The sequence below is a fragment of the Nocardia sp. NPDC050712 genome (genome assembly GCF_040654295.1).
Lineage (GTDB): Bacteria > Actinomycetota > Actinomycetes > Mycobacteriales > Mycobacteriaceae > Nocardia.
This window is the reverse complement of sequence record NZ_JBFAHT010000001.1, coordinates 1,034,998-1,059,759: the sequence shown is the minus strand read 5'-3', so window position 1 is coordinate 1,059,759 and position 24,762 is coordinate 1,034,998. Positions and strand designations below refer to the sequence as shown.

The 24,762-nt window shown below is 69.4% G+C and carries 26 protein-coding genes; 10 read left to right on the top strand and 16 right to left on the bottom strand.

The window, feature by feature from the left end:
- Positions 1–48 precede the first annotated feature (48 nt).
- From AB0H76_RS05095 to ftsY, 3 genes are all read right to left on the bottom strand, one after another.
- Positions 49–387 carry a P-II family nitrogen regulator gene (locus tag AB0H76_RS05095; RefSeq protein ID WP_357320399.1) on the bottom strand — a complete coding sequence of 113 codons (339 nt, stop codon included), beginning with the start codon at positions 385–387 and terminating at the stop codon, positions 49–51.
- Positions 388–392: 5 nt separating this feature from the next.
- Entirely contained in the window at positions 393–1,712 is a 1,320-nt protein-coding gene (locus AB0H76_RS05090; protein ID WP_357320397.1) for an ammonium transporter, read from the bottom strand.
- A gap of 305 nt (positions 1,713–2,017) precedes the next feature.
- Positions 2,018–3,343, bottom strand: a complete 1,326-nt coding sequence (gene ftsY, locus AB0H76_RS05085; protein WP_357317573.1) for a signal recognition particle-docking protein FtsY — start codon at positions 3,341–3,343, stop codon at positions 2,018–2,020.
- Positions 3,344–3,586: 243 nt separating this feature from the next.
- Between ftsY and AB0H76_RS05080 the strand changes: the two genes are divergently transcribed.
- Positions 3,587–3,976 carry a DUF2237 domain-containing protein gene (locus AB0H76_RS05080; protein WP_357317570.1) on the top strand — a complete coding sequence of 130 codons (390 nt, stop codon included), beginning with the start codon at positions 3,587–3,589 and terminating at the stop codon, positions 3,974–3,976.
- Positions 3,977–4,001: 25 nt separating this feature from the next.
- Here AB0H76_RS05080 and AB0H76_RS05075 read toward each other — a convergent pair whose 3' ends face one another.
- Positions 4,002–4,772, bottom strand: coding sequence for a helix-turn-helix domain-containing protein (locus AB0H76_RS05075; protein WP_357317567.1), 771 nt, complete (start codon positions 4,770–4,772; stop codon positions 4,002–4,004).
- Positions 4,773–4,886: 114 nt separating this feature from the next.
- On the opposite strand from AB0H76_RS05075, the gene AB0H76_RS05070 reads away from it, so the two are divergent.
- Positions 4,887–5,783 (top strand): NmrA family NAD(P)-binding protein, encoded by an 897-nt coding sequence (locus AB0H76_RS05070; RefSeq protein WP_357317564.1) that lies wholly within the window; start codon positions 4,887–4,889, stop codon positions 5,781–5,783.
- Here AB0H76_RS05070 and smc read toward each other — a convergent pair whose 3' ends face one another.
- Positions 5,784–9,389: a chromosome segregation protein SMC gene (gene smc / locus AB0H76_RS05065; protein ID WP_357317562.1), complete on the bottom strand. Its 3,606-nt coding sequence runs from the start codon at positions 9,387–9,389 to the stop codon at positions 5,784–5,786. It lies immediately after the preceding gene.
- 246 nt (positions 9,390–9,635) lie between these two features.
- Here smc and AB0H76_RS05060 point away from each other — a divergent pair, with 246 nt between their 5' ends.
- Entirely contained in the window at positions 9,636–11,054 is a 1,419-nt protein-coding gene (locus AB0H76_RS05060) for a hypothetical protein (RefSeq protein ID WP_357317559.1), read from the top strand.
- A gap of 4 nt (positions 11,055–11,058) precedes the next feature.
- Here AB0H76_RS05060 and AB0H76_RS05055 read toward each other — a convergent pair whose 3' ends face one another.
- Positions 11,059–11,490: a DUF1707 domain-containing protein gene (locus AB0H76_RS05055; RefSeq protein ID WP_357317556.1), complete on the bottom strand. Its 432-nt coding sequence runs from the start codon at positions 11,488–11,490 to the stop codon at positions 11,059–11,061.
- A gap of 128 nt (positions 11,491–11,618) precedes the next feature.
- Between AB0H76_RS05055 and AB0H76_RS05050 the strand changes: the two genes are divergently transcribed.
- From AB0H76_RS05050 to AB0H76_RS05040, 3 genes are all read left to right on the top strand, one after another.
- Positions 11,619–12,380, top strand: a complete 762-nt coding sequence (locus tag AB0H76_RS05050; protein ID WP_357317553.1) for an alpha/beta hydrolase — start codon at positions 11,619–11,621, stop codon at positions 12,378–12,380.
- Positions 12,381–12,462: 82 nt separating this feature from the next.
- Entirely contained in the window at positions 12,463–13,548 is a 1,086-nt protein-coding gene (locus tag AB0H76_RS05045) for an S-(hydroxymethyl)mycothiol dehydrogenase (protein WP_357317550.1), read from the top strand.
- A complete protein-coding gene (locus AB0H76_RS05040) occupies positions 13,545–14,168 on the top strand; it encodes an MBL fold metallo-hydrolase (protein ID WP_357317547.1) in 624 nt (207 codons plus the stop codon). Before AB0H76_RS05045 ends, AB0H76_RS05040 begins: the two co-directional genes overlap by 4 nt.
- A gap of 7 nt (positions 14,169–14,175) precedes the next feature.
- On the opposite strand, the gene AB0H76_RS05035 is transcribed toward AB0H76_RS05040, so the two are convergent.
- Positions 14,176–14,595, bottom strand: coding sequence for a hypothetical protein (locus tag AB0H76_RS05035; protein ID WP_357317544.1), 420 nt, complete (start codon positions 14,593–14,595; stop codon positions 14,176–14,178).
- Positions 14,596–14,688: 93 nt separating this feature from the next.
- Between AB0H76_RS05035 and AB0H76_RS05030 the strand changes: the two genes are divergently transcribed.
- Positions 14,689–15,105 carry a hypothetical protein gene (locus tag AB0H76_RS05030; RefSeq protein ID WP_357317541.1) on the top strand — a complete coding sequence of 139 codons (417 nt, stop codon included), beginning with the start codon at positions 14,689–14,691 and terminating at the stop codon, positions 15,103–15,105.
- A gap of 7 nt (positions 15,106–15,112) precedes the next feature.
- Here the strand turns inward: AB0H76_RS05030 and AB0H76_RS05025 are convergent, their stop codons facing one another.
- The 9 genes from AB0H76_RS05025 to AB0H76_RS04985 all read right to left on the bottom strand — a co-directional run bounded on the left by AB0H76_RS05025 (position 15,113) and on the right by AB0H76_RS04985 (position 22,623).
- Positions 15,113–16,099 carry an endonuclease/exonuclease/phosphatase family protein gene (locus AB0H76_RS05025; RefSeq protein WP_357317538.1) on the bottom strand — a complete coding sequence of 329 codons (987 nt, stop codon included), beginning with the start codon at positions 16,097–16,099 and terminating at the stop codon, positions 15,113–15,115.
- On the bottom strand, positions 16,077–16,526 hold the full coding sequence (locus tag AB0H76_RS05020) for a DUF350 domain-containing protein (protein ID WP_357317535.1): 450 nt from the start codon (positions 16,524–16,526) through the stop codon (positions 16,077–16,079). Before AB0H76_RS05020 ends, AB0H76_RS05025 begins: the two co-directional genes overlap by 23 nt.
- A gap of 23 nt (positions 16,527–16,549) precedes the next feature.
- Entirely contained in the window at positions 16,550–17,716 is a 1,167-nt protein-coding gene (locus AB0H76_RS05015; RefSeq protein WP_357317532.1) for a glutathionylspermidine synthase family protein, read from the bottom strand.
- Positions 17,716–18,381, bottom strand: a complete 666-nt coding sequence (locus AB0H76_RS05010; protein WP_357317530.1) for a hypothetical protein — start codon at positions 18,379–18,381, stop codon at positions 17,716–17,718. The genes AB0H76_RS05015 and AB0H76_RS05010 overlap by 1 nt, the downstream gene beginning before the upstream one ends.
- Before the next feature lie 13 nt (positions 18,382–18,394).
- The gene (locus tag AB0H76_RS05005) at positions 18,395–18,670 is read right to left on the bottom strand and encodes an acylphosphatase (protein ID WP_357317527.1); all 276 of its coding nucleotides are present in this window, start codon (positions 18,668–18,670) and stop codon (positions 18,395–18,397) included.
- Positions 18,671–19,096, bottom strand: a complete 426-nt coding sequence (locus AB0H76_RS05000; RefSeq protein WP_357317524.1) for an OsmC family protein — start codon at positions 19,094–19,096, stop codon at positions 18,671–18,673.
- Between the two features lie 72 nt (positions 19,097–19,168).
- Positions 19,169–19,876: a response regulator gene (locus tag AB0H76_RS04995; RefSeq protein WP_357317522.1), complete on the bottom strand. Its 708-nt coding sequence runs from the start codon at positions 19,874–19,876 to the stop codon at positions 19,169–19,171.
- A gap of 31 nt (positions 19,877–19,907) precedes the next feature.
- A complete protein-coding gene (locus AB0H76_RS04990; RefSeq protein WP_357317520.1) occupies positions 19,908–22,487 on the bottom strand; it encodes a sensor histidine kinase KdpD in 2,580 nt (859 codons plus the stop codon).
- A 7-nt stretch (positions 22,488–22,494) separates the two neighbouring features.
- Positions 22,495–22,623, bottom strand: a complete 129-nt coding sequence (locus AB0H76_RS04985; protein ID WP_357317517.1) for a hypothetical protein — start codon at positions 22,621–22,623, stop codon at positions 22,495–22,497.
- A gap of 300 nt (positions 22,624–22,923) precedes the next feature.
- Between AB0H76_RS04985 and AB0H76_RS04980 the strand changes: the two genes are divergently transcribed.
- Genes AB0H76_RS04980 through kdpA form a run of 3 tightly spaced genes read left to right on the top strand, consistent with a single transcriptional unit; the run spans position 22,924 to position 24,761 of the window.
- Complete coding sequence (locus AB0H76_RS04980; protein ID WP_067449012.1) at positions 22,924–23,007, top strand: potassium-transporting ATPase; 84 nt, start codon at positions 22,924–22,926, stop codon at positions 23,005–23,007.
- Positions 23,004–23,090 (top strand): K(+)-transporting ATPase subunit F, encoded by an 87-nt coding sequence (gene kdpF / locus AB0H76_RS04975; protein ID WP_357320394.1) that lies wholly within the window; start codon positions 23,004–23,006, stop codon positions 23,088–23,090. The genes AB0H76_RS04980 and kdpF overlap by 4 nt, the downstream gene beginning before the upstream one ends.
- Entirely contained in the window at positions 23,091–24,761 is a 1,671-nt protein-coding gene (kdpA, locus tag AB0H76_RS04970) for a potassium-transporting ATPase subunit KdpA (RefSeq protein WP_357317514.1), read from the top strand.
- Position 24,762: the final 1 nt, after the last annotated feature.

Genomic DNA, 24,762 nt, shown 5'->3' with positions numbered 1-24,762 from the left:
GGAATGATCCGGTAGGAGCGAGGCCGCCGCTCGATTGTCGTTCTGGCTTTACAGAGCGTCGGTACCGCGTTCGCCGGTCCGGACCCGGATGATCGACTCGACCGGGGTGATCCAGACCTTGCCGTCACCGATCTTGCCGGTGCGCGACGCTTCGACGATCACCTCGACGACCTTGTCCACCGAGGCGTCGTCCACGACGACCTCCACGCGGACCTTGGGCACGAAGTCGACCGAGTATTCGGCGCCGCGGTAGACCTCGGTGTGGCCCTTCTGCCGCCCGTAACCCTGTACCTCGCTGACGGTCATGCCGAGCACGCCCGCCTGCTCGAGCCCGGACTTGACGTCCTCGAGAGTGAACGGTTTGACGATTGCGGTGATCAACTTCATGTTCGTCATGCCTCCTTGACGAGCGAGCTCGGAACCGAGCTGGCCGAGCGTGCCGTGCCACCCACAGCAGCGAAATCGTATGCGGTTTCCGCGTGCTCGGACTCGTCCAGGCCCGCCGACTCGCTTTCCTCGCTGGCCCGCAGACCAATTGTGAACTTGATGATGAGCGCGATCACAGCGGTCGCGACCAGCGAGTACGCGAGGACGGCGAACGCTCCGACGGCCTGCAGCTTCAACTGCTCGATGCCACCACCGTAGAACAAGCCCTTGACCGCCGCCGGTGCTTCCTCGGTCGCGACCAGGCCGATCATCAGGGTGCCGACCAGACCGCCGACCAGGTGCACGCCGACCACGTCGAGCGAATCGTCGAAGCCGAACTTGAACTTCAGGCCGACCGCGAGGGCGCACAGGGCGCCGGCGGCCACGCCGATGGCGATGGCGCCCACCACGTTCACCGAGGAACAGGCCGGGGTGATGGCGACCAGACCGGCCACGATGCCCGAGGCCGCGCCGAGGGAGGTGGGGTGACCGTCACGCAGCTTCTCCACCAGCAACCAGGCGAGCATGGCGGCGGCGGTGGCGATGGTGGTGGTGAGGAAGGTCGCACCCGCGATGCCGTTGGAGCCGACCGCGGAGCCGGCGTTGAAGCCGTACCAGCCGAACCACAGCAGACCGGCGCCGAGCATCACGAAGGTGAGGTTGTGCGGCCGGAACGGAGTCTTGGGCCAGCCCTTGCGCTTGCCGAGGATGACCGCGAGCACCAGGCCCGCGACGCCGGCGTTGATGTGCACCGCGGTGCCACCGGCGAAGTCGACGGCCTTGAGGTTGTTGGCGATCCAGCCGCCCTCTTCACCGGTGTAGCCGTCGAAGGCGAAGACCCAGTGCGCGACCGGGAAGTAGACGACGGTGGCCCAGATGCCCGCGAACACGAGCCAGGAGCCGAACTTGAGGCGGTCGGCGACCGCGCCCGAGATGAGTGCGACCGTGATGATCGCGAACATTAGCTGGAAGGCGACGAAGACCGACAGCGGAACGGTGCCGTTGAGCGGGATCGCGGCCGGCGCGGCGGGATCGGTGGAAGCCAGGTAGTCACCACCGAATACGCCCTTGAGCCCGAAGTACTGCCCCGGGTCGCCGATCAGGTTGCCCTTGTCCTCGCCGAAAGCTATCGAGAAACCGTAGAGCGACCACAGGATGGTGATCAGGCCCATGGCACTGATACTCATCATGATCATGTTCAGCACGTTCTTACTGCGGACCATGCCGCCGTAGAAGAACGCGAGTCCGGGTGTCATCAACAGCACGAGTGCTGAGCTCGTCAGCATCCATGCGGTATCGCCGGCGTCCGGCGCGCCGATTACGGGAAATGCCACCTTGAAGTCCTCCTCATCTCGGGCCCAGCCGACTTACGGCGATATGGACCTGAACAGAAAGGTTCCTCACTCGGTGTTTCGTCTGGCGTGCCGCGAGGTTTCGCGTGCGTGAACGGATGAGCCAGTTGTGTTGCGGCTAGGTTTCATGGCGCCGACTGTGAACAAAAGTGCTGGTGTGAGGCTTGGCAGGCGGCAAACGCTCGGTAAATACGACAACGGCCGGGCGGAGTAGCTCCACCCGGCCCTCAGTTGACGTGTCAGCCCAGCAGCGCGTCGACGAACGCGCCCGGCTCGAACGGGGCGAGATCATCCGCGCCCTCGCCGAGCCCGACCAGCTTCACCGGGACGCCGAGTTCGTGCTGCACCTGGAAGACGATGCCGCCCTTGGCCGTTCCATCCAGCTTGGTGAGCACCACACCGGTGATGTCGACCACCTCGGCGAAGACCCGGGCCTGCATCAGGCCGTTCTGGCCGACGGTGGCGTCGAGCACCAGCAGCACCTCGTCCACCTCGGCCTTCTTCTCGATGACGCGCTTGACCTTGCCGAGCTCGTCCATCAGGCCGGTCTTGGTGTGCAGGCGGCCCGCGGTGTCGACGAGCACCACGTCCACGCCGTGGTCGATGCCCGCGCTGACCGCGTCGAAGGCGACGGCGGCCGGGTCGGCCGCCTCCTTGCCGCGCACGGTCTCGGCGCCGACCCGCTCACCCCAGGTCTGCAACTGGTCGGCGGCGGCGGCACGGAAGGTGTCGGCCGCGCCGAGCAGCACCCGGCGGCCGTCGGCAACCAGGACGCGGGCGAGTTTTCCGGTTGTGGTGGTCTTTCCGGTGCCGTTGACGCCGACGACCAGCAACACCGCCGGATGATCTTCGTGCGGCAGCGCGCGGACCGAGCGGTCCAGCTCCGGGCGCAGCGCTTCGATCAGCACCTTGCGCAGGACGGCACGGGCCTCCTCCGGCGTGCGCACGCTGTTGGCGGCAATCTCCTCGCGCAGCCGGCTCACCACGGCCGCGGTACTGGCGGTGCCGAGGTCGGCCAGGACCAGGGTGTCCTCGATCTCCTCCCAGGAGTCCTCGTCCAGGTCGCCGCCGCCGAGCAGGCCGAGCAGGCTCTTGCCGACCGCGTTCTGGGAGCGGGACAGGCGACCGCGCAGGCGGAACAGCCGGCCCTCGGTCGGCTCGATCTCGTCGAGGGTGATCTCGGGGGCCGGGGCTTCCTCGACAATTTCGACGGTTTCGACCGGCTCGACGGTCTCGGCGACATCGCCGTCCGGCAGCGCGACGTTGGTGATGCCGCGTTTCGGGGCGTCGCGCGGGATCGCCGCGTCGTCGCCGACGTGCGGCTGACCCTCGTCGTCGGTGCGCTCCAGCGGGACGGGTTCGAGGGTCGCGGTATCGCCACCGCCCTGACTGAAGCTGAACCCGCCCTGGGCCGAATAACCACCGGACCGGTCGGTCACCTCCTTGTCCGGGGTCGGCGGCGCCAGCGTCACCCGCCGTCGGCGGTACCGGACAGTTCCGGCGACCAGCACGACCAGCAGCAACGCGGCAACCGCGGCGATCAGGATCCAGGCTTCGGAACTCATGCGTCCGCCTCGCTGGCGCTCGGCTCCGGCATGCGCTCCGCACGCCGGCACATGGTTCGCTCGCTTCGCTCACTCACGGGCCCCATCCTTGCAGAACACCGACACGCCGCCGACTAGGCACAACCGGACGAGTCCGGCACCCGCGACTGGTGTCGCAGGCAGAAGGCATTTGTGCACCTGACACAGACCACGAGATTTCTTGTCCTGCGGAACTTCTCGCGAACTGACAATAGGATCGGCAGCGTGACCGACCGAAACGTGCTTGGGGGGCCGCTGGAAGAGTGCGGCGCCGATCCTGTGACCGGCTTCTACCGCGATGGCTGCTGCAGCACCGGCCCGGAGGATCTCGGTAGCCACACCGTGTGCACCGTAGTCACGGCCGAGTTCCTGGAGCATCAGGCCTCTATCGGCAACGACCTGTCCACCCCCCGTCCGGACAACAACTTCCCCGGCCTGCAACCCGGCGATAGATGGTGCGTGGTTGCCGTGCGCTGGCTGCATGCCCACGAGGACGGCGTCGCCGCACCGGTTGTGCTGGCCGCCACACACGAGAACGCCCTGGAGGTCATCTCCATGGATATTTTGCGCAAATACGCGGTCGACGTCCCCAACGACGTGAGCGACCTGCTGTAAATCAGCCGCTACCCACCCGCACCGGCTAGCCCTGCCGGCGGCGATGCGCCTTCTGCCGGCACGCGGCGGAACAGTAGCGGGCGGGGCGGCCGGTCGGCGGCCGGCGCAGCGCGGTGGCGCAGATCGGGCAGCGCGGAGTGCCGTCGGTTTCGTTACGTGCCGGGGTTTCGTTCCGCGAGTTCGGCGCTGGACCGGGTTTCGTTACGGCGGGGAGCGCGGCGTTCGGGCGCAGCGCGTCGAGCACCAGCGCGGCGCCGCGGACCAGGCTGCGATCCGGGAGCTGATGTCGTTGGATGGCAACGCATCCGGTGAAGATGTCCAGCACATCGGCCAGGGTGATGTCGGCGCGCACCGCACCCTGCTGCTGCGCACTGACCAGCAGCGCCTCCATCGCGCGGTGAAAGCGGGCGCCCGCACTCTGCAACAGCGCGCGCGGCCAGCCGTCACCGGATTGCACTATGTCGCACAGGGCCTGGTTACCGGGGGTGGACGCGATCACCTCGGTGCACACGGCGAAGAAGGCGACGCCCGGATCCGGCGCGCGCAGATGCTCGGCGGCGACGCGCGCCAGCCGGTCGATCCGCTGCTGCATAACCGCTTCCAGCAGATCGGATTTCGTCGGGAAATGCCGGTAGACGGTGCCCGCGCCGACTCCGGCGCGGCGGGCGATCTCGGCCAGGGACACCGACATGCCGTGCTCGGCGAAGGCCTGCTGCGCGGCGGCCAGCACCAGGGCCCGGTTGCGGCGCGCGTCGGTGCGCGAAACGGGGGCGAGAGCGGTAGGCGGAGTGGGCATTTCGTTACGGCCTTCCGGATTCGAGGCTGGTGGAGCGGGGCGGGCCGCCCGTATGGTCCGAAAGCGGGTCGCCCGACCCGATTGTATCCGGAACTCACAAGAGGCAGGCCTCGCATGTCCTTCCCGCAGCACCCGATCCTCGTCACCGGCGCCACCGGCAAGCAGGGCGGCGCCACCGCGCGCCGGTTGCTGGCCGGCAGCGCCGTGGTCCGCGCGCTGGTCCGCGACGAGAACGCACCGGCCGCACAGGCTTTGGCGGCAGCAGGCGCCGAGCTGGTGGTCGGTGATTTCGACGCACCCGACACGCTCGCGGCCGCGGTCGCCGGCGTCGGCGCCATCCTGATCGTGCCGCCCGCCGCCTACGAGGCGGGTGGCTGGAATGTCGAACTCGAAGCCCGCCGGGGCGAAACCCTGGTCGAACTGGCCCGCGAGGCCGGGGTCGAGCAGCTGGTCTTCACCGGCGTCGCCTCCATGAGCGACGACGAGACCTGGGGCAGCGTGGGCAAGCGCCGCATCGAACGCGCGGTCAGCGCCAGCGGCCTGCGCTACACCATCCTGCGGCCGGTCCGGTTCATGGAAAACTATCTGATGCAGGGCTTTCCGGTCGACGGGATCAACAACGGCGTGCACCGGCACCTGTTCGCCGCCAACCGCCCGCTCCAGATGATCGCGGTCGACGACGTCGCCGAGTTCGCCGCGCTCGCCTTCGCCGACCCGGACCGGCTGCACGGCGCGAGCCTGGAAATCGCCGGTGACGCCATCACTCCGGTGGCGGCGGCCGCGTTGATCGGCGAGCACATCGGTCAACCGGTGCGCTACCAGGAAATCACCGAGGCAGAGGCCGAAGCCATCGGCCCGGAGATCGTGAAGGTCTGGCGGCTGAGCCGCGAGACAGGTGGCTGGCGCGGTGATCTCGCCGCCTCGCGCGAACTCCACCCGGGTCTGCTGTCGCTGGACTCCTGGCTCACCGCCACCGGCGCCGCGCAGCTGAAGGCGCTGCTGACGCCCTGATCAGATCGCCGCGCCCACCAGGTTCTGCCCGCGCATCCGCTGCGAGATCACCTGGGTGATGCCGTCACCGCGCATGCTGACGCCGTAGAGCGCGTCGGCGATCTCCATGGTGGGCTTCTGGTGGGTGATGACGATCAGCTGGCTCTTCTCCCGCAACTGCTCGAAGAGGCCGATCAGGCGGCGCAGGTTGGTGTCGTCCAGCGCCGCCTCGACCTCGTCCATCACATAGAACGGGGACGGGCGGGCGCGGAAGATCGCCACCAGCAGGGCCACCGCGGTCAGCGACTTCTCCCCGCCGGAGAGCAGGGACAGGCGCTTGACCTTCTTGCCCGGCGGCCGGGCCTCGACCTCGATGCCGGTGGTGAGCATGTCGGAGGGGTCGGTGAGCACGAGCCGCCCCTCGCCGCCGGGGAACAGTTTCGCGAAGACGCCGACGAATTCGCGTTCCACGTCCTCGTAGGCCTCGGTGAACACCTGCAGGATGCGGGCATCGACCTCGGCGACCACGTCCAGCAGGTCCTTGCGGGCGTTCTTGACGTCCTCGAGCTGGGTGGACAGGAAGGTGTAGCGCTCCTCCAGCGCCGCGAACTCCTCCAGCGCCAGCGGATTCACCTTGCCCAGGGTGGCCAGGTCCTTCTCGGCGCGCTTGGCGCGGCGCTCCTGGGTGGCGCGGTCGTAGGGCATCGCGGTGGGCGCGACGACCTGCTCGCCGCGCTCGCGGGCCTGGTCGTACTCCTGCCATTCCAGATCGGTCGGCGGCAGCGGCACGTCGGGGCCGTACTCCTCGATCAGGTCGTCCAGCGCGATGCCGAACTGCTCGGAGATATTGGTCTCGAGCTGTTCGATCCGCAGGGCCGCTTGGGCTTTGGCGACCTCGTCGCGGTGCACGGCGTCGGTGAGCTGGGCCAGCTGGGCGCTCTGCGCCCGGACCCGCTCCTTGATCTGCTCGACCTGCGCGGCGGCTTCGGTGCGGCGGCGCACCAGTTCGTCGCGCCGGGCGCTGGCCTCGGCGACCACCTTCTCCAGCTCGGTGGCGATGCGCGCGCCGGATTCGGCGACGGCGGCGGCCACCCCGGCGGCCTGGCGGCGGGCGGCGTGCGCGCGTTCGGCGCGTTCGCGCGCTTCGCGTTCGGCCCGCGCCGCGCGGCGCAGCCCATCGGCTTTGCCGCGGACCGATTCCGCGCGTTCCTCGGCGGTGCGCACCGACAGGCGCGCCTCCACCTCCATCGCGCGCGCCTCGGCCAGCGCGGCCGCGGCTTCCTCCCGGTCCCGGCCCGCGGATTCGGTTCCCGCCGAGGCCATCTCGGAATCGTCCTGCTCCAGCTCCACGGCGCGCAGCCGGTCTTCCAGATCGGCCAGCGCGGTGAGCGATTCCGCGCGCGTGGCCTCGGCGTCGCCGCGCTGCTTGGCCAGGCGTTCGCTGTCCCCGGTGGCCGCGCGGGCGGCCTGACCCAGCCGGCCGAGCCGGTCGTAGATCGTCATCAGGGCCTGATCGGACTCGTGCAGCGCGAGCAGCGCGTGATCGACGGCGTCCTTGCGGTCGGTCTGCTCGTCCAGCGCGCCGGAGAGCGCGGCTTCCAGTTCCTCGGCGCGGCGCTGGCCGGCGATCAGATCGGCCTTGGCGGTATCGATGTCGGCCTGGATCTCGAGCTGGCTGGGCGCGCGGTCCGAGCCGCCGAGGATCCAGCCGGTGCCGGTGAGATCGCCCTCCCGGGTGACCACCCGCAGTTCCGGGCGGGCCCGCAGCAATTCGGTTGCGGCGGACAGGTTTTCGACCACGGCTACGCCCGCGGTGAGCGCCGCGATCGCGCCGCGCACCGAATCGGGGCACTCCAGCACGTCGGCGAGCCAGCGGGCCGCGCCCGGCAGTGCGCCGTGCGAGGGCGCGGACGCGTCGTCCGCGCCGAAGACCAGCGCGACCCGGCCGCCGTCACCCTCCTTCAGCGACCGCACCGCGGCGTGCGCGCTGCCCGCGCTCTCGGCGGCCACCGCGTCGGCCAGCGGACCCAGGGTGGCGGCGACGGCCGCTTCGAAACCGCCCTGCACCCGCAGCAAGCCGGACAGCGGGCCGAGCAGGCCCTGGGTCTGATGCTCCACCAGCCACGCCGCGCCGTCGCGGCGCGCCAGCCCCATGCTCAGCGCCTCGATCCGCGCGCTCAGCGAGGCGACCAGCTTGCTCGCGTCACGATCCTGTTCGCGCAGTTCCTTGACGCGCTGGTCGGCGAGTTCGAGGGCCTGCACCGCGTGCTCGTGCTGGGCGTCGAGCCCTTCCTCCCCGGCGTCGAGTTCACCGAGTTCGCTCTGCACCGTGTCGAATTCGGCCTGCGCGGCCTCGCCGCGATGCCGGGCCTCGGTGATCGCCACCGACAGCCGCGCGATCTCCGCGTCCATCGACTGCGACTTGGTGCGCAGGTTGTCGACCTGACCGGACAACCGCGCCAGGCCTTCCCGGCGATCGGCGATCGCGCGCACCGCCGCCAGGTGCGCCTGCTCGGCGGCCCGGGCGGCATGATCGCGTTCGGCCAGCGCGTCCCGCGCCGCCTCCAGGGTTTCGGTCGCGATCTCCACGGCCTCGCGCAGTTCGGCCTCCTCGGCCTCCACCCGCGCGGCTTCGGCTTCGAGTTGCTCCGGGTCGCGGCCGGTGCCGACCTGGACGTCGGTGTCCAGATGCCGCGCGCGATCACCGGCGATCCGGATCGTCGCGTTCACCCGCTCGGCCAGCGCCGAGAGCTGGAACCAGGTCTGGGCCGCGGCCTCCGCGCCCGGGGTGAGCCGCGACAGCTGGAATTCCTGCTGCGCCAGCACCGCGTTGGCGGCGTCCAGCTCGGACCGCACCGTGATGTGCTGCTCGCGCGCGTAGGCCTCTTTACTCTGCTGACTCTCCAGCTCGTTGCGCCGCGTCACCAGATCGTCGGCGGCCAGCCGCAGGCGCGAATCCCGCAGGTCGGCCTGCACGGTCTGCGCGCGGCGCGCCACCTCGGCCTGGCGGCCCAGCGGCTTGAGCTGGCGGCGCAGTTCGGTGGTGAGGTCGGTCAAGCGGGCCAGATTCGCCTGCATCGCCTCGAGTTTGCGCACCGCCTTCTCTTTGCGCTTGCGGTGCTTGAGCACACCGGCCGCCTCTTCGACGAAGGAGCGCCGGTCCTCGGGCCGGGATTCCAGGATCGCCGAGAGCTGCCCCTGACCCACGATGACGTGCATTTCCCGGCCGATGCCGGAATCGCTGAGCAACTCCTGCACGTCCATCAAGCGGCAGCTGCTGCCGTTGATCTCGTATTCACCCGCGCCGTCACGGAACATGCGCCGGGTGATCGACACCTCGGCGTAGTCGATCGGCAGCGCGCCGTCGGCATTGTCGATGGTCAGCGTCACCTCGGCGCGGCCGAGCGCCGCGCGCCCGGTGGTGCCCGCGAAGATGACGTCCTGCATCTTGCCGCCGCGCAGCGCCTTCGCGCCCTGCTCGCCCATCACCCAGGTGAGCGCGTCCACCACGTTCGACTTGCCGGATCCGTTGGGGCCGACCACACAGGTGATGCCTGGTTCGAACCGCAGGGTCGTCGCGGACGCGAAGGACTTGAATCCCTTCAACGTCAGACTCTTCAAATGCAATTCGACGACCTTTCGGGAGTCGGCATGATCGGGGCGCGGGCGACCAGCCATGGTATCCGCCCTGAGCCGGCCGAGTTCACCCGGTAGCGGCGCTTTTTCAGTGTGCCAAAGGTTAGCCGAAATCGGTCAGCTGTCACGGTCGGATTCGATGCCAACCCGTGATCACCAAATCCCGACGCCGGACACCCGGGCCACATACCATCCACCCTGATTTGCCAGCGCACCGTCATTCGGGAGTATCCGCCGATGCCACCCCTTTTCGGGACCAGCACCAGCTACCGGCTCGCTCGGATCGCCGCGCTCGTCGTCGGAAGCCTGCTGTTCCTTTACGCCTGCGAACGCAGCCGGAGCACGATGCTGTCCGACGTCTGGGTGGAGATCCTGCTCGCGGCCGCCTTCGGCATGGCCGGAATCGGCGCCGCGTGGTTCGAGATCATGATGGACGAGCGATCTGCCCGCAACGGCAACGCCGCCGGCTCCGGCCTGCACTACGAGACCGGCGAGCTGGTCATCCGAGGCCGGATCGCGCGCTCCGGCAACCTGATCCTGCACGGCCGCGACCTGGAAACCGACTACGAATGGTCCTGGACCTTCCGCCCCGCCGCCTTCCCCGCGATCCGCGCCGCGCTCGGCGACGACGGCGGCGATCTGCTGAAGCTGCTGGAAAATTCGATCCCGCAGCTGGATCGGAACGCGCGCTGCGATCCGGGCGCGTGGTTACGGGCGCAGGACGTGGCGGCGACGTACCGGGAGAAAGGCGACAATCCGACCGAGGTGACCCGGGAGTTGCCGGTGATGAAGGTCGGGCTGCCGAAGACCGAGACACCCCGCGCGAGCGCCGGCGATTCCGAGCAGCCGCGCGCGGGTGCGGCGAAGCGGCAACGCAATGCGCAGTCGGCGAATGATCGGGCGTCGCTCGAGCGTCCGCAGCCGCGGCAACGCGCACAGGCCGCACCTCAGCGCACCTCAGCGCGCAGTGAACCTGCGTCACGAAGTGGTGCCGACGCATCCGCGACTCGAAGCCGTTCGGCGCGACCACCCCTCGATCAGCCGGCACCGTCCCCGCGCGGCGGCATGCGCGAGGATTCGCCTCGGCGGAACCGGCGGGTACAGCCGGATCTGCCGGATTCACAAGATGATTCGGCCCCGCGCAACCGGCGGGCACAACGGGACCCATCGGACTCGCGCGATGATTCAGCCCCGCGCAACCGGCGGGCGCAGCCGGAGTCGTGGGAAGAGCCGGCCCGGAGGGACCGTCGGGCGCAACCGGAAATGCCACAGCGCGCGGACCGTTCGGCTTCGCTGCGACGGGACCGCCCTGCTCGCAGCGAATCCGAGCGATTACAGCCGGAACTGCCGCAGCGCCCGGACCGTTCGGCCCCGCTGCGCCGAGACCGCCCGGCCCGCAGCGAATCCGAGCGATCCGCGCGAGTGGCATCCGAACGTGCCGCGCGGTCGGCGTCTGAGCGGTCGGCGCGTTCCGCGTCCGATCGTTCCGCGCGGGCGTCCTCCGATCGCGCCGTGCCGGCCGCTGCCGAGCGTTCCGCCCGCCGCGGTCAGGCCGTCACCGATCGCCCGGTTCAAGTTCCGCTGAATCGCCTCGACGCGGGCCGCGACTACGACGAGTACGACGCCCCGCGTCCGCGTTCCCGCCGCGCCCGCTGACCGGTCAGCGGCAGAGCACGCGCTGCCTGGGTGACTCGAATCCGGTCACCATGCGGAAGGCCAGCACCGCACCCCACGGGCCGATGACCCAGACCGGCCAGAAATAGGTGAACTCGCCGACGCCGATCGAGATGGCCGCCCAGATCACCAGGACGAGCAGGCTGACGCCCGCCCAGGAGCTCGCCTCGATGCGCTGCCAGATCGGGAAGCGCTGCCCGCTCACGGGTTTGGCGAAGCCGGCCGCCTTCTCGGTGAGCGTCGGCAGGTCGGTCAGGACCGAGCCCAGATCCTCGCGGGTGGCGGTCGCGTAGACCTGCGCCACGCGCTTGTCGTATTCGGCCAGATCGAGCCGGCCGTCGGCCAGGTGCCGGCCGAGCTGTCGCACAACGGTGTCGCGTTCGGCGTCGGAGGCGCGGGTGCCGGGGCTGATGTCCATGTCAGGTCCTTCGATCTATGTTCCACATTGGAAGGTAAATCAAGGATGCACCCTCCACTATGGAATGTCAAGCGATTCTGGTCCGCTGCCCATTGCCCCTGATCGCGGGACGGTGTGACGATGACTCGATGAAATGGCTGCTCATCCGCGGGCTCACCCGCGACGCCAGGCACTGGGGCGAGTTCCCCGAGAAGTTCGCCGCCGCCACCGGCACCGAGGTCCGCACGATCGACCCGCCCGGTTTCGGCAGCCAGCACCACCGCACCTCCCCCACCACCATCGCCGCGATCACCGACGACATCCGCACGCGCTTCGCCGAATTCCGGGGCGCGGACGACTGGTCGCTCTTCGGCATCTCGCTCGGCGGCATGGTGACCCTGGACTGGATCGCCCGCCACCCCGGCGAATTCACCCGCGCGGTGGTCATCAACAGCTCGGCCGGCAACACCGCGACCCTGCGCGACCGCGTCCAGCCCGCGTTCCTCGGCACGGTCCTGCGCAGCATCGCCCGCGGCGAGCTCGGCAACCCGGACCGGTTCGAGCGCGCCGTGCTCGGCATCTCCTCGAACAAGCCACCCGCCGACCTGGATCCGCTGGGCGCGCAGTGGGCCCGCTGGCAGCGCGAGGCCACGCCGTCCCGGGCGAGCCGGCTCAATCAGGTCCGCGCGGGCATCACCTTCCGCATGACCCCGACCACCACCACACCGCTGCTCGTCGTCACCACGACCGGCGACCGCCTGGTCTCGCACAAGTGCTCCGCCGCGATCGCGACCAGGACCGGCGCGCCGCTGCGGGTGCACCCGACCTCCGGGCACGACATCGCCACCGACGAACCCGACTGGCTCATCGATCAGGTCCTGGACTGGCAGGGCGGCGCGAACGCCGGGTGAATCCGCAACCGCGGAACCGGGTTCAGCCGTATTAGTGTGGATCGGTGCCGCCGTTGGCACGATGATCGAGGAGGTTGTTTTCGTGTCCGAGACCGTGCGCGGCGTCATCGCCCGAAGCAAAGGCACCCCTGTCGAACTCGTCGATATCGTGATCCCGGATCCCGGTCCGCACGATGTCGTGGTGCGGGTCCAGGCGTGCGGGGTGTGCCACACCGACCTGCACTACCGCGAGGGCGGGATCAACGACGAGTTCCCGTTCCTGCTCGGCCACGAGGCCGCGGGCATCGTGGAGACCGTGGGCAGCGCGGTCACCCACGTCGAGGCCGGGGATTTCGTGGTGCTGAACTGGCGCGCGGTCTGCGGCGAATGCCGGGCCTGTAAGCGCGGCCGCCCCTGGTACTGCTTCGATTCCAGCAACGCCAGCCAGAAGATGACCCTCACCGACGGCACCGAGCTGAGCCCGGCGCTGGGCATCGGCGCCTTCGCCGACAAGACCCTGGTGCACGAAAGGCAGTGCACCAAGGTCGATCCCGGCACCGATCCCGCCGTGGCCGGTCTGCTCGGCTGCGGTGTCATGGCCGGTATCGGCGCGGCCGTGAACACCGGCAACGTCTCGCGCGGCGACACGGTCGCGGTCATCGGCTGCGGCGGCGTGGGCGACGCGGCCATCGCCGGCGCCCGGCTGGCCGGCGCGCGCACCATCATCGCCATCGATCGCGATGCCCGGAAACTGGCGTGGGCCCAGGATTTCGGCGCCACCCACACCATCGACGCGGGCACCGAGGACGTGGTCGAGCGGATCCAGGAACTCACCGACGGCTTCGGCGCCGACGTGGTCATCGAGGCGGTCGGCCGTCCCGAGACCTGGAAGCAGGCCTTCTACGGCCGCGACCTCGCGGGCACCGTCGTGCTGGTCGGCGTCCCCACCCCGGACATGACCCTGGAGATGCCGCTGATCGACCTGTTCTCCCGCGGCGGCGCGCTGAAGTCCTCTTGGTACGGCGACTGCCTGCCCGAGCGCGACTTCCCCCTGCTGATCGATCTGTACCGCCAGGGCCGGCTCCCGCTGGATCGCTTCGTCTCCGAGCGCATCACCATCGACGAGGTCGAGAAGGCCTTCCACGCCATGCATGCCGGCGAGGTGCTGCGCTCGGTGGTGGTCCTGTGACCCGGATCGACCGCGTCGTCACCTCCGGCACCTTCTCGCTGGACGGCGGCACGTGGGACGTCGACAACAACATCTGGCTGATCGGTGACGACACCGAGGTCCTCATCGTCGACGCCGCGCACGACACCGAGGCCATTCTCGACGGCGTCGGCGACCGCCAGGTGCTGGGCATCCTGTGCACGCACGCGCACAACGACCACATCACCGTCGCTCCGCAGCTGGCCCGGCATTTCGACGCCCCGATCCTGCTGCACCCCGCCGACGATGTGCTGTGGCGGCAGACGCATCCGGACGTGGGCTACGAATCACTGGCCGACAAGCAACGCATCACGGTGGCGGGCGTCGATATCGACATCCTGCACACGCCCGGGCACTCCCCCGGGTCGGTGTCGCTGCACGCGCCCGATCTCGCTGCCCTGTTCACCGGGGACACGCTGTTCTCCGGCGGTCCCGGCGCCACCGGCCGGTCCTACTCCGATTTCGGCACCATCATCGATTCCATCCGGGATCGCCTGCTCACCCTGCCGGAGGAGACGACCGTGCACACCGGGCACGGCGACGCCACCAGCATCGGCGCCGAGAAGCCGTCGCTGTCGGAGTGGCTGGCCCGCGGTCACTGACCGCCGCTCACTCGGGAATCCACGCGCTGGTGCGGCGGTGGCGGCCCAGCCCGACGACGTCGAACTCGTCGCGGCGGTCGCTACCGCCGGCCACGCCCAGCCGTTGCAGCGCAACGGAAATCGGGCCGCGGCCGGGGTAACCGGTTTCGTGGTAGGTCAGCACACCGGCGTCCCAGATCGTCGCCGACTGCACGCCGAGCCCCGCGTGCATCTCCGACCAGGCGTACAGCACCGGACCCCGGGCCGACCAGCTCCGCAGCACCTCTTCGAACCGCAGATTCGGCTCGAACAGCACACTCGCCACCTCGTCGGTGAGCGGAATCAAACCCAGTCCCTCGGCCAGGGGTATGACCGGAACCTCGTGCTCCCTGCCGATCGCCGACAGCATTGCCACTTCACCGATCACCGCGCTGAGTTCGTAGGCCACCGCAACTCCCGAGTCGCACAACCAGGAGTTCCAGGCTACGAGCTACCTGCCCGGCCCGTCGCCCTTTCACCCAGCCGCTGGCAGAATTCGATCATGACCGACGATTCGACGATCAAGGTGATGCTGACCCGCGAGAGCATCAACGCCGGAGACGATTTCGACGCGCCGCACGGGCACCTGGTCGAAGTGCCGAGGTCGAGCACGTTCACCGCGGTGTTCGAGAACCTCTGGGCGGTCGGGTACTGCCCGGACACCAGCCCGGAAGGCGAGAGCTCGGACATCTGGGCACTCGCCGTCAGCCCGCGCCTCGGCGAGCACATCCTGATCGCCGCGCTGCACGCTGGGCGCACCGACGCGGGCGCGGACATCAGCTGGGCGATCGACTCGAACACACCGCTGTCGGACCCGCGGTTCGCCACCGAGCGCGGATATATCAGCGCCCACATGAAAGGCGTCCATGGCCGTGATCTGGGTACGGCACTCGATTACGCGCGCAAGGTGCGGTGGTGAGGTCCGCTCAGGAGGGCCGGGGCGCCAAGCGGATCCGGGCGAGTAGGGCGCGATGATCGGCGCCGGGTAACGGGATCGTCCGTACTTCGGTCGCGTGGCCGTCGGCCAGCAGAATGTGGTCGATGCCGACCAGTGGCGGGTAGCGCTTGTCGGTCGGGTAGGTGACCAGGTGGCCCGCGCCGGACTGTTCGGCGGCGTCGTGAAAGCGACCGGAGAGCATGGCCCGGAACTGGGAGTGGTCGAAGGTGGCGTTGAAGTCGCCGCCCGCGATCGCCGGGCGATCGGCCGGGGCACGGTCGAGAATCGCACGGAGCCGGGCCAATTCCCCGGACCAGACCTCGGTCCCGTAGATCGGCGGGACCGGGTGGAAGGCGTAGACCGTCACCGGGCCCGCGCCCGGAATGGTCGTGGTGGCCGAAAGCTGGTTCAGGACATAGCCGTCGAATTCGACGGTGTCGCTGAGCGGGTAACTGCTCCAGATCCCGGTGCCGGTCGCGGTGCGCCCCGGGGAGACATAGCGGTGCGGCAACAGCTGATCGAGTCCGGCGCGGGTGAGATCCGCCAGCCCGGCCGGGGTGAGCTCGTTGACGGTCAGAATGCTGACCTGGCCCGCCCGGACCTCCTCGACCAGGGCGCGTGGATCGGCGCCTTCGAACAGGAGGTTGGCCTGCATGACGGTCAGCTCGGTGCCGCCCGCCGGGCCCGAATCGCTGACATAGAGCGGCAATTGCGTCCACACCGCGGCGGCGGCGAGCACGGCCGCGACTCCCGCACCCGCCCAGATCCGCAGCACCGCGAACGCCAGCGCCCCGGCGAGCGCACCGCACATCAGGTACGGCGCACCGGAGGCCGCGAGGACGAGCAGGCGCGACGCCGATCGGCTGAAGTGCAGCGCGAGGCCGGCCGCACCCGCCACCGTCGCGCCCGCACCGAACAGCACCGCGATCGCCCGCAGCGGGCGCAGGCGTAACTCAGAAGATCGCGAAAGCAACAACCAGGCCCAGCGCGAAGTGCGCCGCCGCGACGACCAGCGAGGCGGGAGTGAAGGTATCCGCGTGCATCGCCTCACCGATGTGGATGCCGACCGCCTTCTCCAGCACGCGCACCGAAATCACCTGGGCGACAATGCCGATCAGACCGAACACGGTCGAGGCGATCAGGCCCTCGACCAGTGCGCCACCGGAGGTGTAGATGGCGATCACGACGATGAACGCCATGCTGATCAGGCCGGCGGCGGTGACGATGATGGCGTTCGGCTTGCCCGCCGTGACCAGGCCGCGCAGCCGGCCCGGCGTGGTGAGATCGATGGCGTAGAAGCCGATCAGCATCAGGGCGAGGCCGACGATCGCGTACAGGATGATGGCCCCGACGCCTTCGCCGAGCAGGCGCCAGTAGTCCTGCTCGAGGGCATATGCGGTCATCTGATGGTCCTTCCGGGAAAGTATTACGTGGTGGGAATGCGGTGGGGGACGAAGGCGGCGCCGTCGTCGGTGATCAGGCCGGCGGTCTCGCGGATGCCGAGGCCGGCGGAGCTGTCACCGACCATCCAGGCGCCCAGCACGGGGCGCATATCGTCGAATTCCGGTAGCGGGTCCAGCAATTGGTAGACGAACCCCTCGGCGCCGTAGACACCGCCGGTCGCGGTTTCCAGGCCCGCGCCGACGATGGTCATGTTGGCGCCCTCCCGGCCCAGCTTGGGCTTGCGGATGTACTCGGTGAGCTCGTTGGGCTGATCGAGGTAGGCGGGCAGCAGATTCGGGTGCCCGGGGTACATCTCCCACAGCACCGCGAGAATCGCCTTGTTGCTGAGCAGCGACTTCCACAGCGGCTCGACCCACATGGTGGCGGGCAGGCTGCCGATGACCTGCTTGCCGAAGTCGTCGTCGAGCACCCACTCCCACGGGTACAGCTTGAAGATCGAGTCGATCGGCGCCTCGGCCAGATCCACGAAACGCTCCAGCTCGGTGTCGAATCCGACTTCCTCGATGGGCAGCGCGATGGTGTCGAAGCCGGCTTCGGCGGCCGTCTCCTGCATATAGGCGGTGGTGACGTTGTCCTCACCGGAGCCGTCGGCCGAGGACCACGCGAAGTGCAACTCCGAGGAGGGCAGCACGTCGCGCAATTCGGTCCAGCGCGCGACGAGCTTCTCGTGCAGCGAGTTCCACTGATCGTCGCCGGGATACTGCGTGGTCAGCCAGTGCCACTGGATGATCGCGGCCTCCAGCAGCGAGGTCGGCGTATCGGCGTTGTACTCCAGCAGTTTCGCGGGCCGGCGCGCGTCGTAGCGCAGATCGAAGCGCCCGTACACGTAAGGGTCACCGCGCCGCCAGGATTCGGTGATCGGCGCCCAGGTCCATTCGGGCAGCCCGAAATCCTTGAACCGCTCGGTGAGGATGACCTGCTCGACGGCATGCAGGCACATCGAGTGCAGCAGTTCGACATCGGCCTCCAGCGCGAGGATCTCGTCCATGTCGAACTCGTAGTGCACCGACTCGTCCCAGTACGGCCGCGGGCGGCCGCTGGCGTCGCGGCCGGGCGCGCCGTAGACCAGGCCCTGCTCCTCGATGATCTGCTGCCAGCCCGGCCGGGGCGTGCCGCGGACACGCCGCATCAGGACCCCCCGCCCGAACTCTTGCTGCCGAGGCCGCCGCGCTGCACGGTGGTGCCGCTCTTGGTTTTGATCTCCGCGCCTTTGGGTTTGACGGTGCTGCCGCCGGCGGGCGTCTGCCCGATGGTCGGCGTGCCACCGTAGTAGTAGCGGTACTGGGGCCAGCCGCCGAGGATGATCAGCCCGCCCAGGCCGCCGTGCCAGTTGTCGTTGTCGCTGAAATTCTGTCGGCCGGGCCCGCACTTGTCGTCGGGGACCACGACTTCCTTGCCGCTCTGATCGATCTGCACACAGGACGCGGTCACCTGGTCCGGCTTGTTCACGGCCCGGTAGGCAAGATAGCCGCCACCGACCAGCCCGGCCACGCCGACGATGGCGACGCTGCCGATCAGGACGCGCTTGCGCGTCTTCTTCTTGGCCGCCTCGGCGGCTTCGGCCGCGCGGCGCTGCTCGTCGGCCTGCTTGCGGGCCTTGTCGCGGGCGCGCGACTCGGCCACGGTGGGCGGGCGCGGCTGGGTGCGGCCGGGTTCCTGGCGCTGGATGCGACCGGCCCGAGGTTCCTCCGGGGGCAGCGCCAATTCCGGGCGGGCGTGCTCCTCGGGGGGCAGGGCCAGCTCGGGCCTGTCCTCGGGCCGCTGGTCGCCGTCGCCCGGGTGCTGGGTGCTCACCGCTTCGCCCTCATTACCGCTCCTCGAATCCGGACATATCCCCCCGCGCGGGCTCCCAGCTTTCCACAACCAGGGTGACCCGGCCAGGTGATTCACCGGAACGCAACAGCGCGAGCAACTTCTCGCCCGCCGGGCGCGGCCCCTCGGCGATGACGTGCACGCGGCCGTCGCGCGAATTCCGGGCATACCCGGTCAGCCCGAGTTCCAGTGCGCGCGAACGGGTCCACCAGCGGAACCCGACGCCCTGCACGGTGCCGTGCACCCAGGCACTCAGCCGGACCGGGTCCATCTAGGCGTCGACGTCGAAGTTCAGAGTGACCTTGGTGCCCGCCTTCAGCGTCCGCCCGACGGTGCACACCTTGTCGATGGCGCGCTGCACCGCGACCAGCAGCCGCTCGCGGGCGGCCTCGTCGAGTTCGCTGAGGTCGAGCTCGAAGGACTCGTCCAGCTGCGGGTAGACCTCGTTCTCCCGGTCGGCGTCGCCGGAGACCCGGATGGTCGCGTCGAAATCGTCGCCGAGCTTGCGCGCGAGGGTGAAGTCGGCGCTCAGCCCGGAGCAGCCGGCCAGCGCGATCTTCAGCAGCTCGCCCGGGGTGAACGCGCCGGGCACACCCTGGCTCGCGATCAGCACTTCCGCGCCGCGCGAGCTGCGGCCGGTGTATGCCCGGGTACCGGTGCGCTCGACCCACAGGGTGGTCGGGGTTTCTTCAGCCATGCTCACGATCCTGCCATCTCGATGTGGTCCTGCCATGCACGCCTGAGAACATCGCGCAGGTTTGACACATTCCTATTCCTGAAACCGGTACCCCATACCGGCCTCGGTGAGCAAGTGCCTGGGCCGTGACGGATCGTCCTCGAGTTTGCGCCGCAGCTGGGCCAGGTACACCCGCAGATAATGGGTTTCGGTCGCGTACGCCGGACCCCACACCTCCCGCAGCAGCTCCTTGCGGCCGACGAGCTTGCCCTTGTTGCGCACCAGCATTTCGAGCATCCCCCACTCGGTCGGCGTCAGATGCACGGCCGCGCCGTTCTTGGTCACCTTCTTCAGCGCCAGGTCGACGGTGAACGACGCGGTCTCGACCACCGGCTCGTGGGTGCCGGGGTCCCCCGCGCCGCGGCGCACCGCGGCGCGGAGCCGGGCCAGCAGTTCGTCCATGCCGAAGGGCTTGGTGACGTAGTCGTCCGCACCGGCGTCCAGCGCCTCGACCTTGTCGGCGGAATCGGTGCGGGCCGAGAGCACGATCACCGGGGTCGAGGTCCAGCCGCGCAGTCCGGCGAGCACGTCGATGCCGTCGATATCGGGCAGGCCGAGATCGAGGATCACCACGTCGGGATGCTTGTCGGCGGCGATGCGCAATGCCGCGCCGCCGCTGCCCGCCGTCAGCACCTCGTACCCGCGGACCGACAGGTTGATCCGCAGCGCCCGCACGATCTGCGGTTCGTCGTCGACGACGAGCACCTTGACCGCCGGGGCGTCGCTCTTGCGATCGGTCATCGACGATTCCCGGCTGGACCGGACCGCTTCGTCACGTTCGATCACCCTCGCTGTCGTTGTCGCTGTCACCTGGGGTCTCCATCTTCCGCTGCCGAGCACCCGCGAGTTCGGCCCGCGCCCCCTCGACCGGGTCCGCCGCGGGCAGATCCACGAGCATCGTCAACCCGCCACCGGGCGTCGGTTCGGCGTGCACGCTGCCGCCCATCGCGTCGACGAAGCCGCGCACCACCGAGAGGCCGAGCCCGACCCCGGTGCTGTTGTCGCGGTCGCCCAGGCGCTGGAACGGCTCGAACAATTGCTCCTCGGAGCCGGGCGCGACGCCGGGACCGGTGTCGAGCACCGCGATCGAGACGCGCGCGCCGGTGCGCTCGGCGGTCACCCGGACCGGGGTTTCCCGCGGCGCGTGCCGCAGCGCGTTGTCGATCAGGTTGGCCAGCACCCGCTCCAGCAGACCGGCATCCGCCAGCACCGACACCTCGCCGACCTCGATCTGTACCCGATTCATGGCGGCCCGGCGCAACCCGCGCGCGCCCATCCCGACGCTCACCAGCGCCCGGTGCACCACCTCGTCGAGATACACCCGGTGTAGTTGCGGCGCGACCACCCCGACCGCCAAGCGCGAGGAATCGAGCAGGTTGCCGACCAGCGCGGTGAGCTGATCGACGGATTCCTCGATGGTTTCCAGCAATTCGGCGGTGTCCTCGGTGGAGAACTCGATGTCGTCGCTGCGCAGGCTGGAGACCGCGGCCTTGGCCCCGGCCAGCGGCGTGCGCAGGTCGTGGCTGACCGCGGACAGCAGCGCGCGCCGCAGCCGATCGGCCTCGAGCAGGGCCGCGGCGGCGCTGGCCTCCTCCGCGAGACGGGCCTGGCGCACCAGTCCGGCGGCCTGGTTGGCCACGGCGTTGAGCACCGGACGATCGGCCGAGGCGAGCCCGCGACCCGCGAGCAGCAACAGGCTGGTGGCGTCGCCCGCCTCGATCACCGTGTCCGCGTCGGCGGCCCGGCGCGGCGGGTCGGTGCCCGCAGCCGCCAGCACCTGGTCACCGCACAGCAGGGCGACCGCGCGCTGACCATAGGTTTCCCGAATCTGCTCGAGCAGATTCGGCAGGTCGGCGCCGTGCAGCACCGCGCCCGAGAACATCGTCAGCAGTTCGGCCTGCCGGGAAGCCTTGCGCGCCTGCCGGGCTCGCGCGGCGGCCACGTCGACCAGTGCGGCCACCGCGACCGCGACGAAGAGCAGCACCACGACGGTGACGAAGTTATCCGGCTCGGCGATAGCGAGACTGCGGGTGGGCGGGGTGAAGAACCAGTTCAGCATCATGCCGGACAGCAGCGCCGAGAGCGCCGCCGGAACGACGCCACCCAGCAGCGCGACCGCGACCACGCCGACGAAGAACAGAGCGCTCAGGCCACCGAGATCGAGATACCGGTCCAGGGCCGCGCTGACCGCGGACACCGCGGCCGGGATCAGCAGGGCGCCGGCCCAGGCCCAGAGCCCGCGCCGGGGCAGCACCGAATACCGGCGTATCCCCGTGTTCGATTCCTCGTGCGTCACCATATGCACGTCGATCTTGCCCGAGCGCTGCACCACCGTGGCGCCGATGCCCTCGTCGACCATCCGCGCCCAGCGCGAGCGGCGCGAGGTGCCCAGCACCAGCTGGGTGGCGTTCGCCTCGCGCGCGAACTCGAGCAGGGCGTCGGGCACATCGGAGCCGGTGACGGTGTGCAGGCTCGCGTTCAATCCGGCGGCCAGCTCGCGCAGGCGCACGAGCCGTTCGGTCGAGACACCGGCCAGCCCGTCGCCGCGCACCACATGCACCAGCACCAGATCGGCACTGGATTTCGTGGCGATGCGACCCGCGCGGCGCACCACCGTCTCGGATTCCGGACCGCCGGTGACCGCGACGACCACGCGTTCGCGGGCCTCCCACAACTCGGTGATCTGGTGGTCGGCCCGGTATTTGGCCAGCGCCGCGTCGACCTGATCGGCCAGCCACAGCAGCGCCAGCTCGCGCAGCGCGGTCAGATTGCCGGGGCGGAAGTAGTTGCGCAGCGCGGCGTCGACCTTGTCCGCCTTATAGACATTGCCGTGGGACATCCGGCGGCGCAGCGCCTCCGGCGTGATGTCGACCAGCTCGACCTGGCTCGCGCCCCGGACGACGGCATCCGGCACCGTCTCGCGCTGCTGGATGCCGGTGATCCGCTCGACCACGTCGTTGAGGCTCTCCAGATGCTGCACATTAACCGTGGACACCACGTCGATGCCCGCGTCGAGCAGGACTTCCACGTCCTGCCAGCGCTTGGCGTTCGCGCTGCCCGGAGCGTTGGTGTGCGCGAGTTCGTCCACCAGCACCACCGCGGGCGCGCGCCGCAGCACCGCCTCGACATCCAATTCGGGCAGCTCGGTGCCGCGATAGGACACCAGCTTCGGCGGGATCCGCTCGATGCCGTCGAGCAGTTCGGCGGTCTTGGCCCGGCCGTGGGTTTCCACTATCGCGGCCACCACGTCACGGCCCCGTTCGAGCCTGCGCCGCGCCTCGCCGAGCATGGCGTAGGTCTTGCCGACCCCCGGCGCCGCACCGAGGTAGATGCGAAGTTGCCCGCGTTTCACGCTGTCATCATCGCGCGCGACGACCCGGGACCCGGGCAACCCGCGGGCGCGCCCGCTCCAGGCGCGCTCCCAGTATCCGCAGCATCAGCACACCGCACAGGAATCCCGCGATGACGACAACCGGCACAGCCGACATGTCCAAACCTTCCCTCGCACCCTCGACTACCCGGTTGCGCTGGAGTGGATCCGCCTGGCCGGCTGTCTCGTTTCTACCTACCGATCAGCGGATATCCGGCGTCTTTACGGTGTGTTGACGGCCCGGCCCGATCCTTTGACGGCCTCTTTGCGCCCCACACGGGCCCCGGCGTAAACGAAGCGCAAAGGCGCCCGAGCCCGGCGCTAAGGAGTCGTAAGGAACCGCGGGATCGCCGGATACGGGCGCTTCACTCACCTGGACGCGCTCATCGTTCCGAGCGCCGTACGGAGGTTGTCTTTCATGTCTGTCGTGGTGTTCACGGTGCTCACCGTGGCGATATTCGCCCTGCTGGGCCTGATCCAGCGCGGGGTGGAGAAGCTGTGATCGCGAACCTGATCGGTCTGGTCCTGGCCGTCGGTATCGCGGTGTACATGGTCGCGGCGCTGCTCTTCCCGGAGAGGTTCTAGGTGAGTACGACAACCGCGGGGATCGTTTTCCTGGTCTCCCTGATCTTGGCCCTCGCCCTGGTTCACGTGCCGCTGGGCGACTACATGTACCGGGTCTACAACAGCACCAAGCACTCTCGCGTCGAGAAGCTGCTCTACAAGCTCGTGGGTGTGCAGCCCGGCGTGGAGATGACCTGGGCGGTCTACGCCCGCAGCGTGCTGGCGTTCTCGGCGGTGGGCATCCTGTTCCTCTTCGTCTTCCAGCTGGTGCAGGGCCTGCTGCCGCTGCACCTAAACGATCCGGCCACCGAGCTCACCCCCGCGCTGGCCTGGAACACCGCGGTCAGCTTCGTGACGAACACGAACTGGCAGAACTACAGCGGTGAATCCACCATGGGCCATCTGGTGCAGATGGGCGGGCTGGCGGTGCAGAACTTCGTCTCCGCGGCCGTCGGCATGGCGGTGGCGATCGCGCTGGTCCGCGGGTTCGCGCGCCGGCACACCGGCGATCTCGGCAACTTCTGGGTCGACCTGGTGCGCGGCACGATCCGCATCCTGCTGCCGATCTCCTTCGTGGCCGCGGTGGTGCTCGTCGCGGGCGGCGCCGTGCAGAACTTCGTGCTGAACGACCAGGTCGTCGACACCATTACCGGTGGCGCGCAGACCATTCCGGGCGGGCCGGTGGCCAGCCAGGAGGTCATCAAGGAACTCGGCACCAACGGCGGCGGCTTCTACAACGTGAATTCCGCGCACCCGTTCGAGAATCCGAACGGGTGGACCAACTGGCTGGAGATCTTCCTGCTGATGGTGCTCGCCTTCTCGCTGCCGCGCACCTTCGGCCGCATGGTCGGCAGTAAGAAGCAGGGTTTCGCGATCGTGTCGGTGATGGGCGTCATCGCGCTGATCAGCACCTCGCTGACCATGTTCTTCCAGATCCGCGCCCACGGAACGGTGCCGACCGCGATCGGGGCGGCGACCGAGGGCGTGGAGACCCGGTTCGGCGTGCCGAGCTCGGCCGTCTTCGGGGCCGCCACGACGCTCACCTCGACCGGTGCGGTGGACTCGTTCCACGACTCCTACACCAGCCTCGGCGGCCTGATGCTGATGTTCAACATGCAGCTCGGCGAGGTCGCGCCCGGCGGCGTCGGCTCGGGGCTGTACGGCATGCTGATCCTCGCGGTGATCACGGTGTTCGTCGCGGGCCTGATGGTCGGGCGCACCCCGGAGTATCTGGGCAAGAAGATCACGCCGCGCGAAATCAAGCTCGCCGCAACCTATTTCCTGATCAGCCCGCTGATCGTGCTGGTGGGCACCGCGGTCGCCATGGCACTGCCGGGCCAGCGCGCGTCCATGCTCAACGAGGGTCCGCACGGGCTCTCGGAAGTGCTGTACGCCTTCACCTCCGCGGCCAACAACAACGGTTCGGCCTTCGCCGGTCTGACCGGCAACACCGAGTGGTTCAACACCGCGCTCGGCCTGGCCATGATCTTCGGCCGGTTCCTGCCGATGATCTTCGTGCTCGCCCTGGCCGGTTCGCTGGCCCGGCAGGGCCACACACCGGAGTCGATCGGCACGCTGCCCACACACCGGCCGCAGTTCGTCGGCCTGGTCGCCGGGGTGACGTTCATCCTGGTCGCGCTCACCTTCCTGCCCGCGCTCGCGCTCGGGCCGCTCGCCGAGGGAATCCACTGAA

Bases quoted from the DNA above. Each gene is read 5' to 3' on its own strand.
- AB0H76_RS05095 (WP_357320399.1), bottom strand. From the start codon at position 387: ATGAAGTTGATCACCGCAATCGTCAAACCGTTCACTCTCGAGGACGTC.
- AB0H76_RS05090 (WP_357320397.1), bottom strand. From the start codon at position 1,712: ATGCTGACGAGCTCAGCACTCGTGCTGTTGATGACACCCGGACTCGCG.
- ftsY (WP_357317573.1), bottom strand. From the start codon at position 3,343: ATGAGTTCCGAAGCCTGGATCCTGATCGCCGCGGTTGCCGCGTTGCTG.
- AB0H76_RS05075 (WP_357317567.1), bottom strand. From the start codon at position 4,772: ATGCCCACTCCGCCTACCGCTCTCGCCCCCGTTTCGCGCACCGACGCG.
- AB0H76_RS05070 (WP_357317564.1), top strand. From the start codon at position 4,887: ATGTCCTTCCCGCAGCACCCGATCCTCGTCACCGGCGCCACCGGCAAG.
- AB0H76_RS05060 (WP_357317559.1), top strand. From the start codon at position 9,636: ATGCCACCCCTTTTCGGGACCAGCACCAGCTACCGGCTCGCTCGGATC.
- AB0H76_RS05055 (WP_357317556.1), bottom strand. From the start codon at position 11,490: ATGGACATCAGCCCCGGCACCCGCGCCTCCGACGCCGAACGCGACACC.
- AB0H76_RS05050 (WP_357317553.1), top strand. From the start codon at position 11,619: ATGAAATGGCTGCTCATCCGCGGGCTCACCCGCGACGCCAGGCACTGG.
- AB0H76_RS05030 (WP_357317541.1), top strand. From the start codon at position 14,689: ATGACCGACGATTCGACGATCAAGGTGATGCTGACCCGCGAGAGCATC.
- AB0H76_RS05020 (WP_357317535.1), bottom strand. From the start codon at position 16,526: ATGACCGCATATGCCCTCGAGCAGGACTACTGGCGCCTGCTCGGCGAA.
- AB0H76_RS05015 (WP_357317532.1), bottom strand. From the start codon at position 17,716: ATGCGGCGTGTCCGCGGCACGCCCCGGCCGGGCTGGCAGCAGATCATC.
- AB0H76_RS05005 (WP_357317527.1), bottom strand. From the start codon at position 18,670: ATGGACCCGGTCCGGCTGAGTGCCTGGGTGCACGGCACCGTGCAGGGC.
- AB0H76_RS05000 (WP_357317524.1), bottom strand. From the start codon at position 19,096: ATGGCTGAAGAAACCCCGACCACCCTGTGGGTCGAGCGCACCGGTACC.
- AB0H76_RS04995 (WP_357317522.1), bottom strand. From the start codon at position 19,876: ATGACCGATCGCAAGAGCGACGCCCCGGCGGTCAAGGTGCTCGTCGTC.
- AB0H76_RS04985 (WP_357317517.1), bottom strand. From the start codon at position 22,623: ATGTCGGCTGTGCCGGTTGTCGTCATCGCGGGATTCCTGTGCGGTGTG.
- AB0H76_RS04980 (WP_067449012.1), top strand. From the start codon at position 22,924: ATGTCTGTCGTGGTGTTCACGGTGCTCACCGTGGCGATATTCGCCCTG.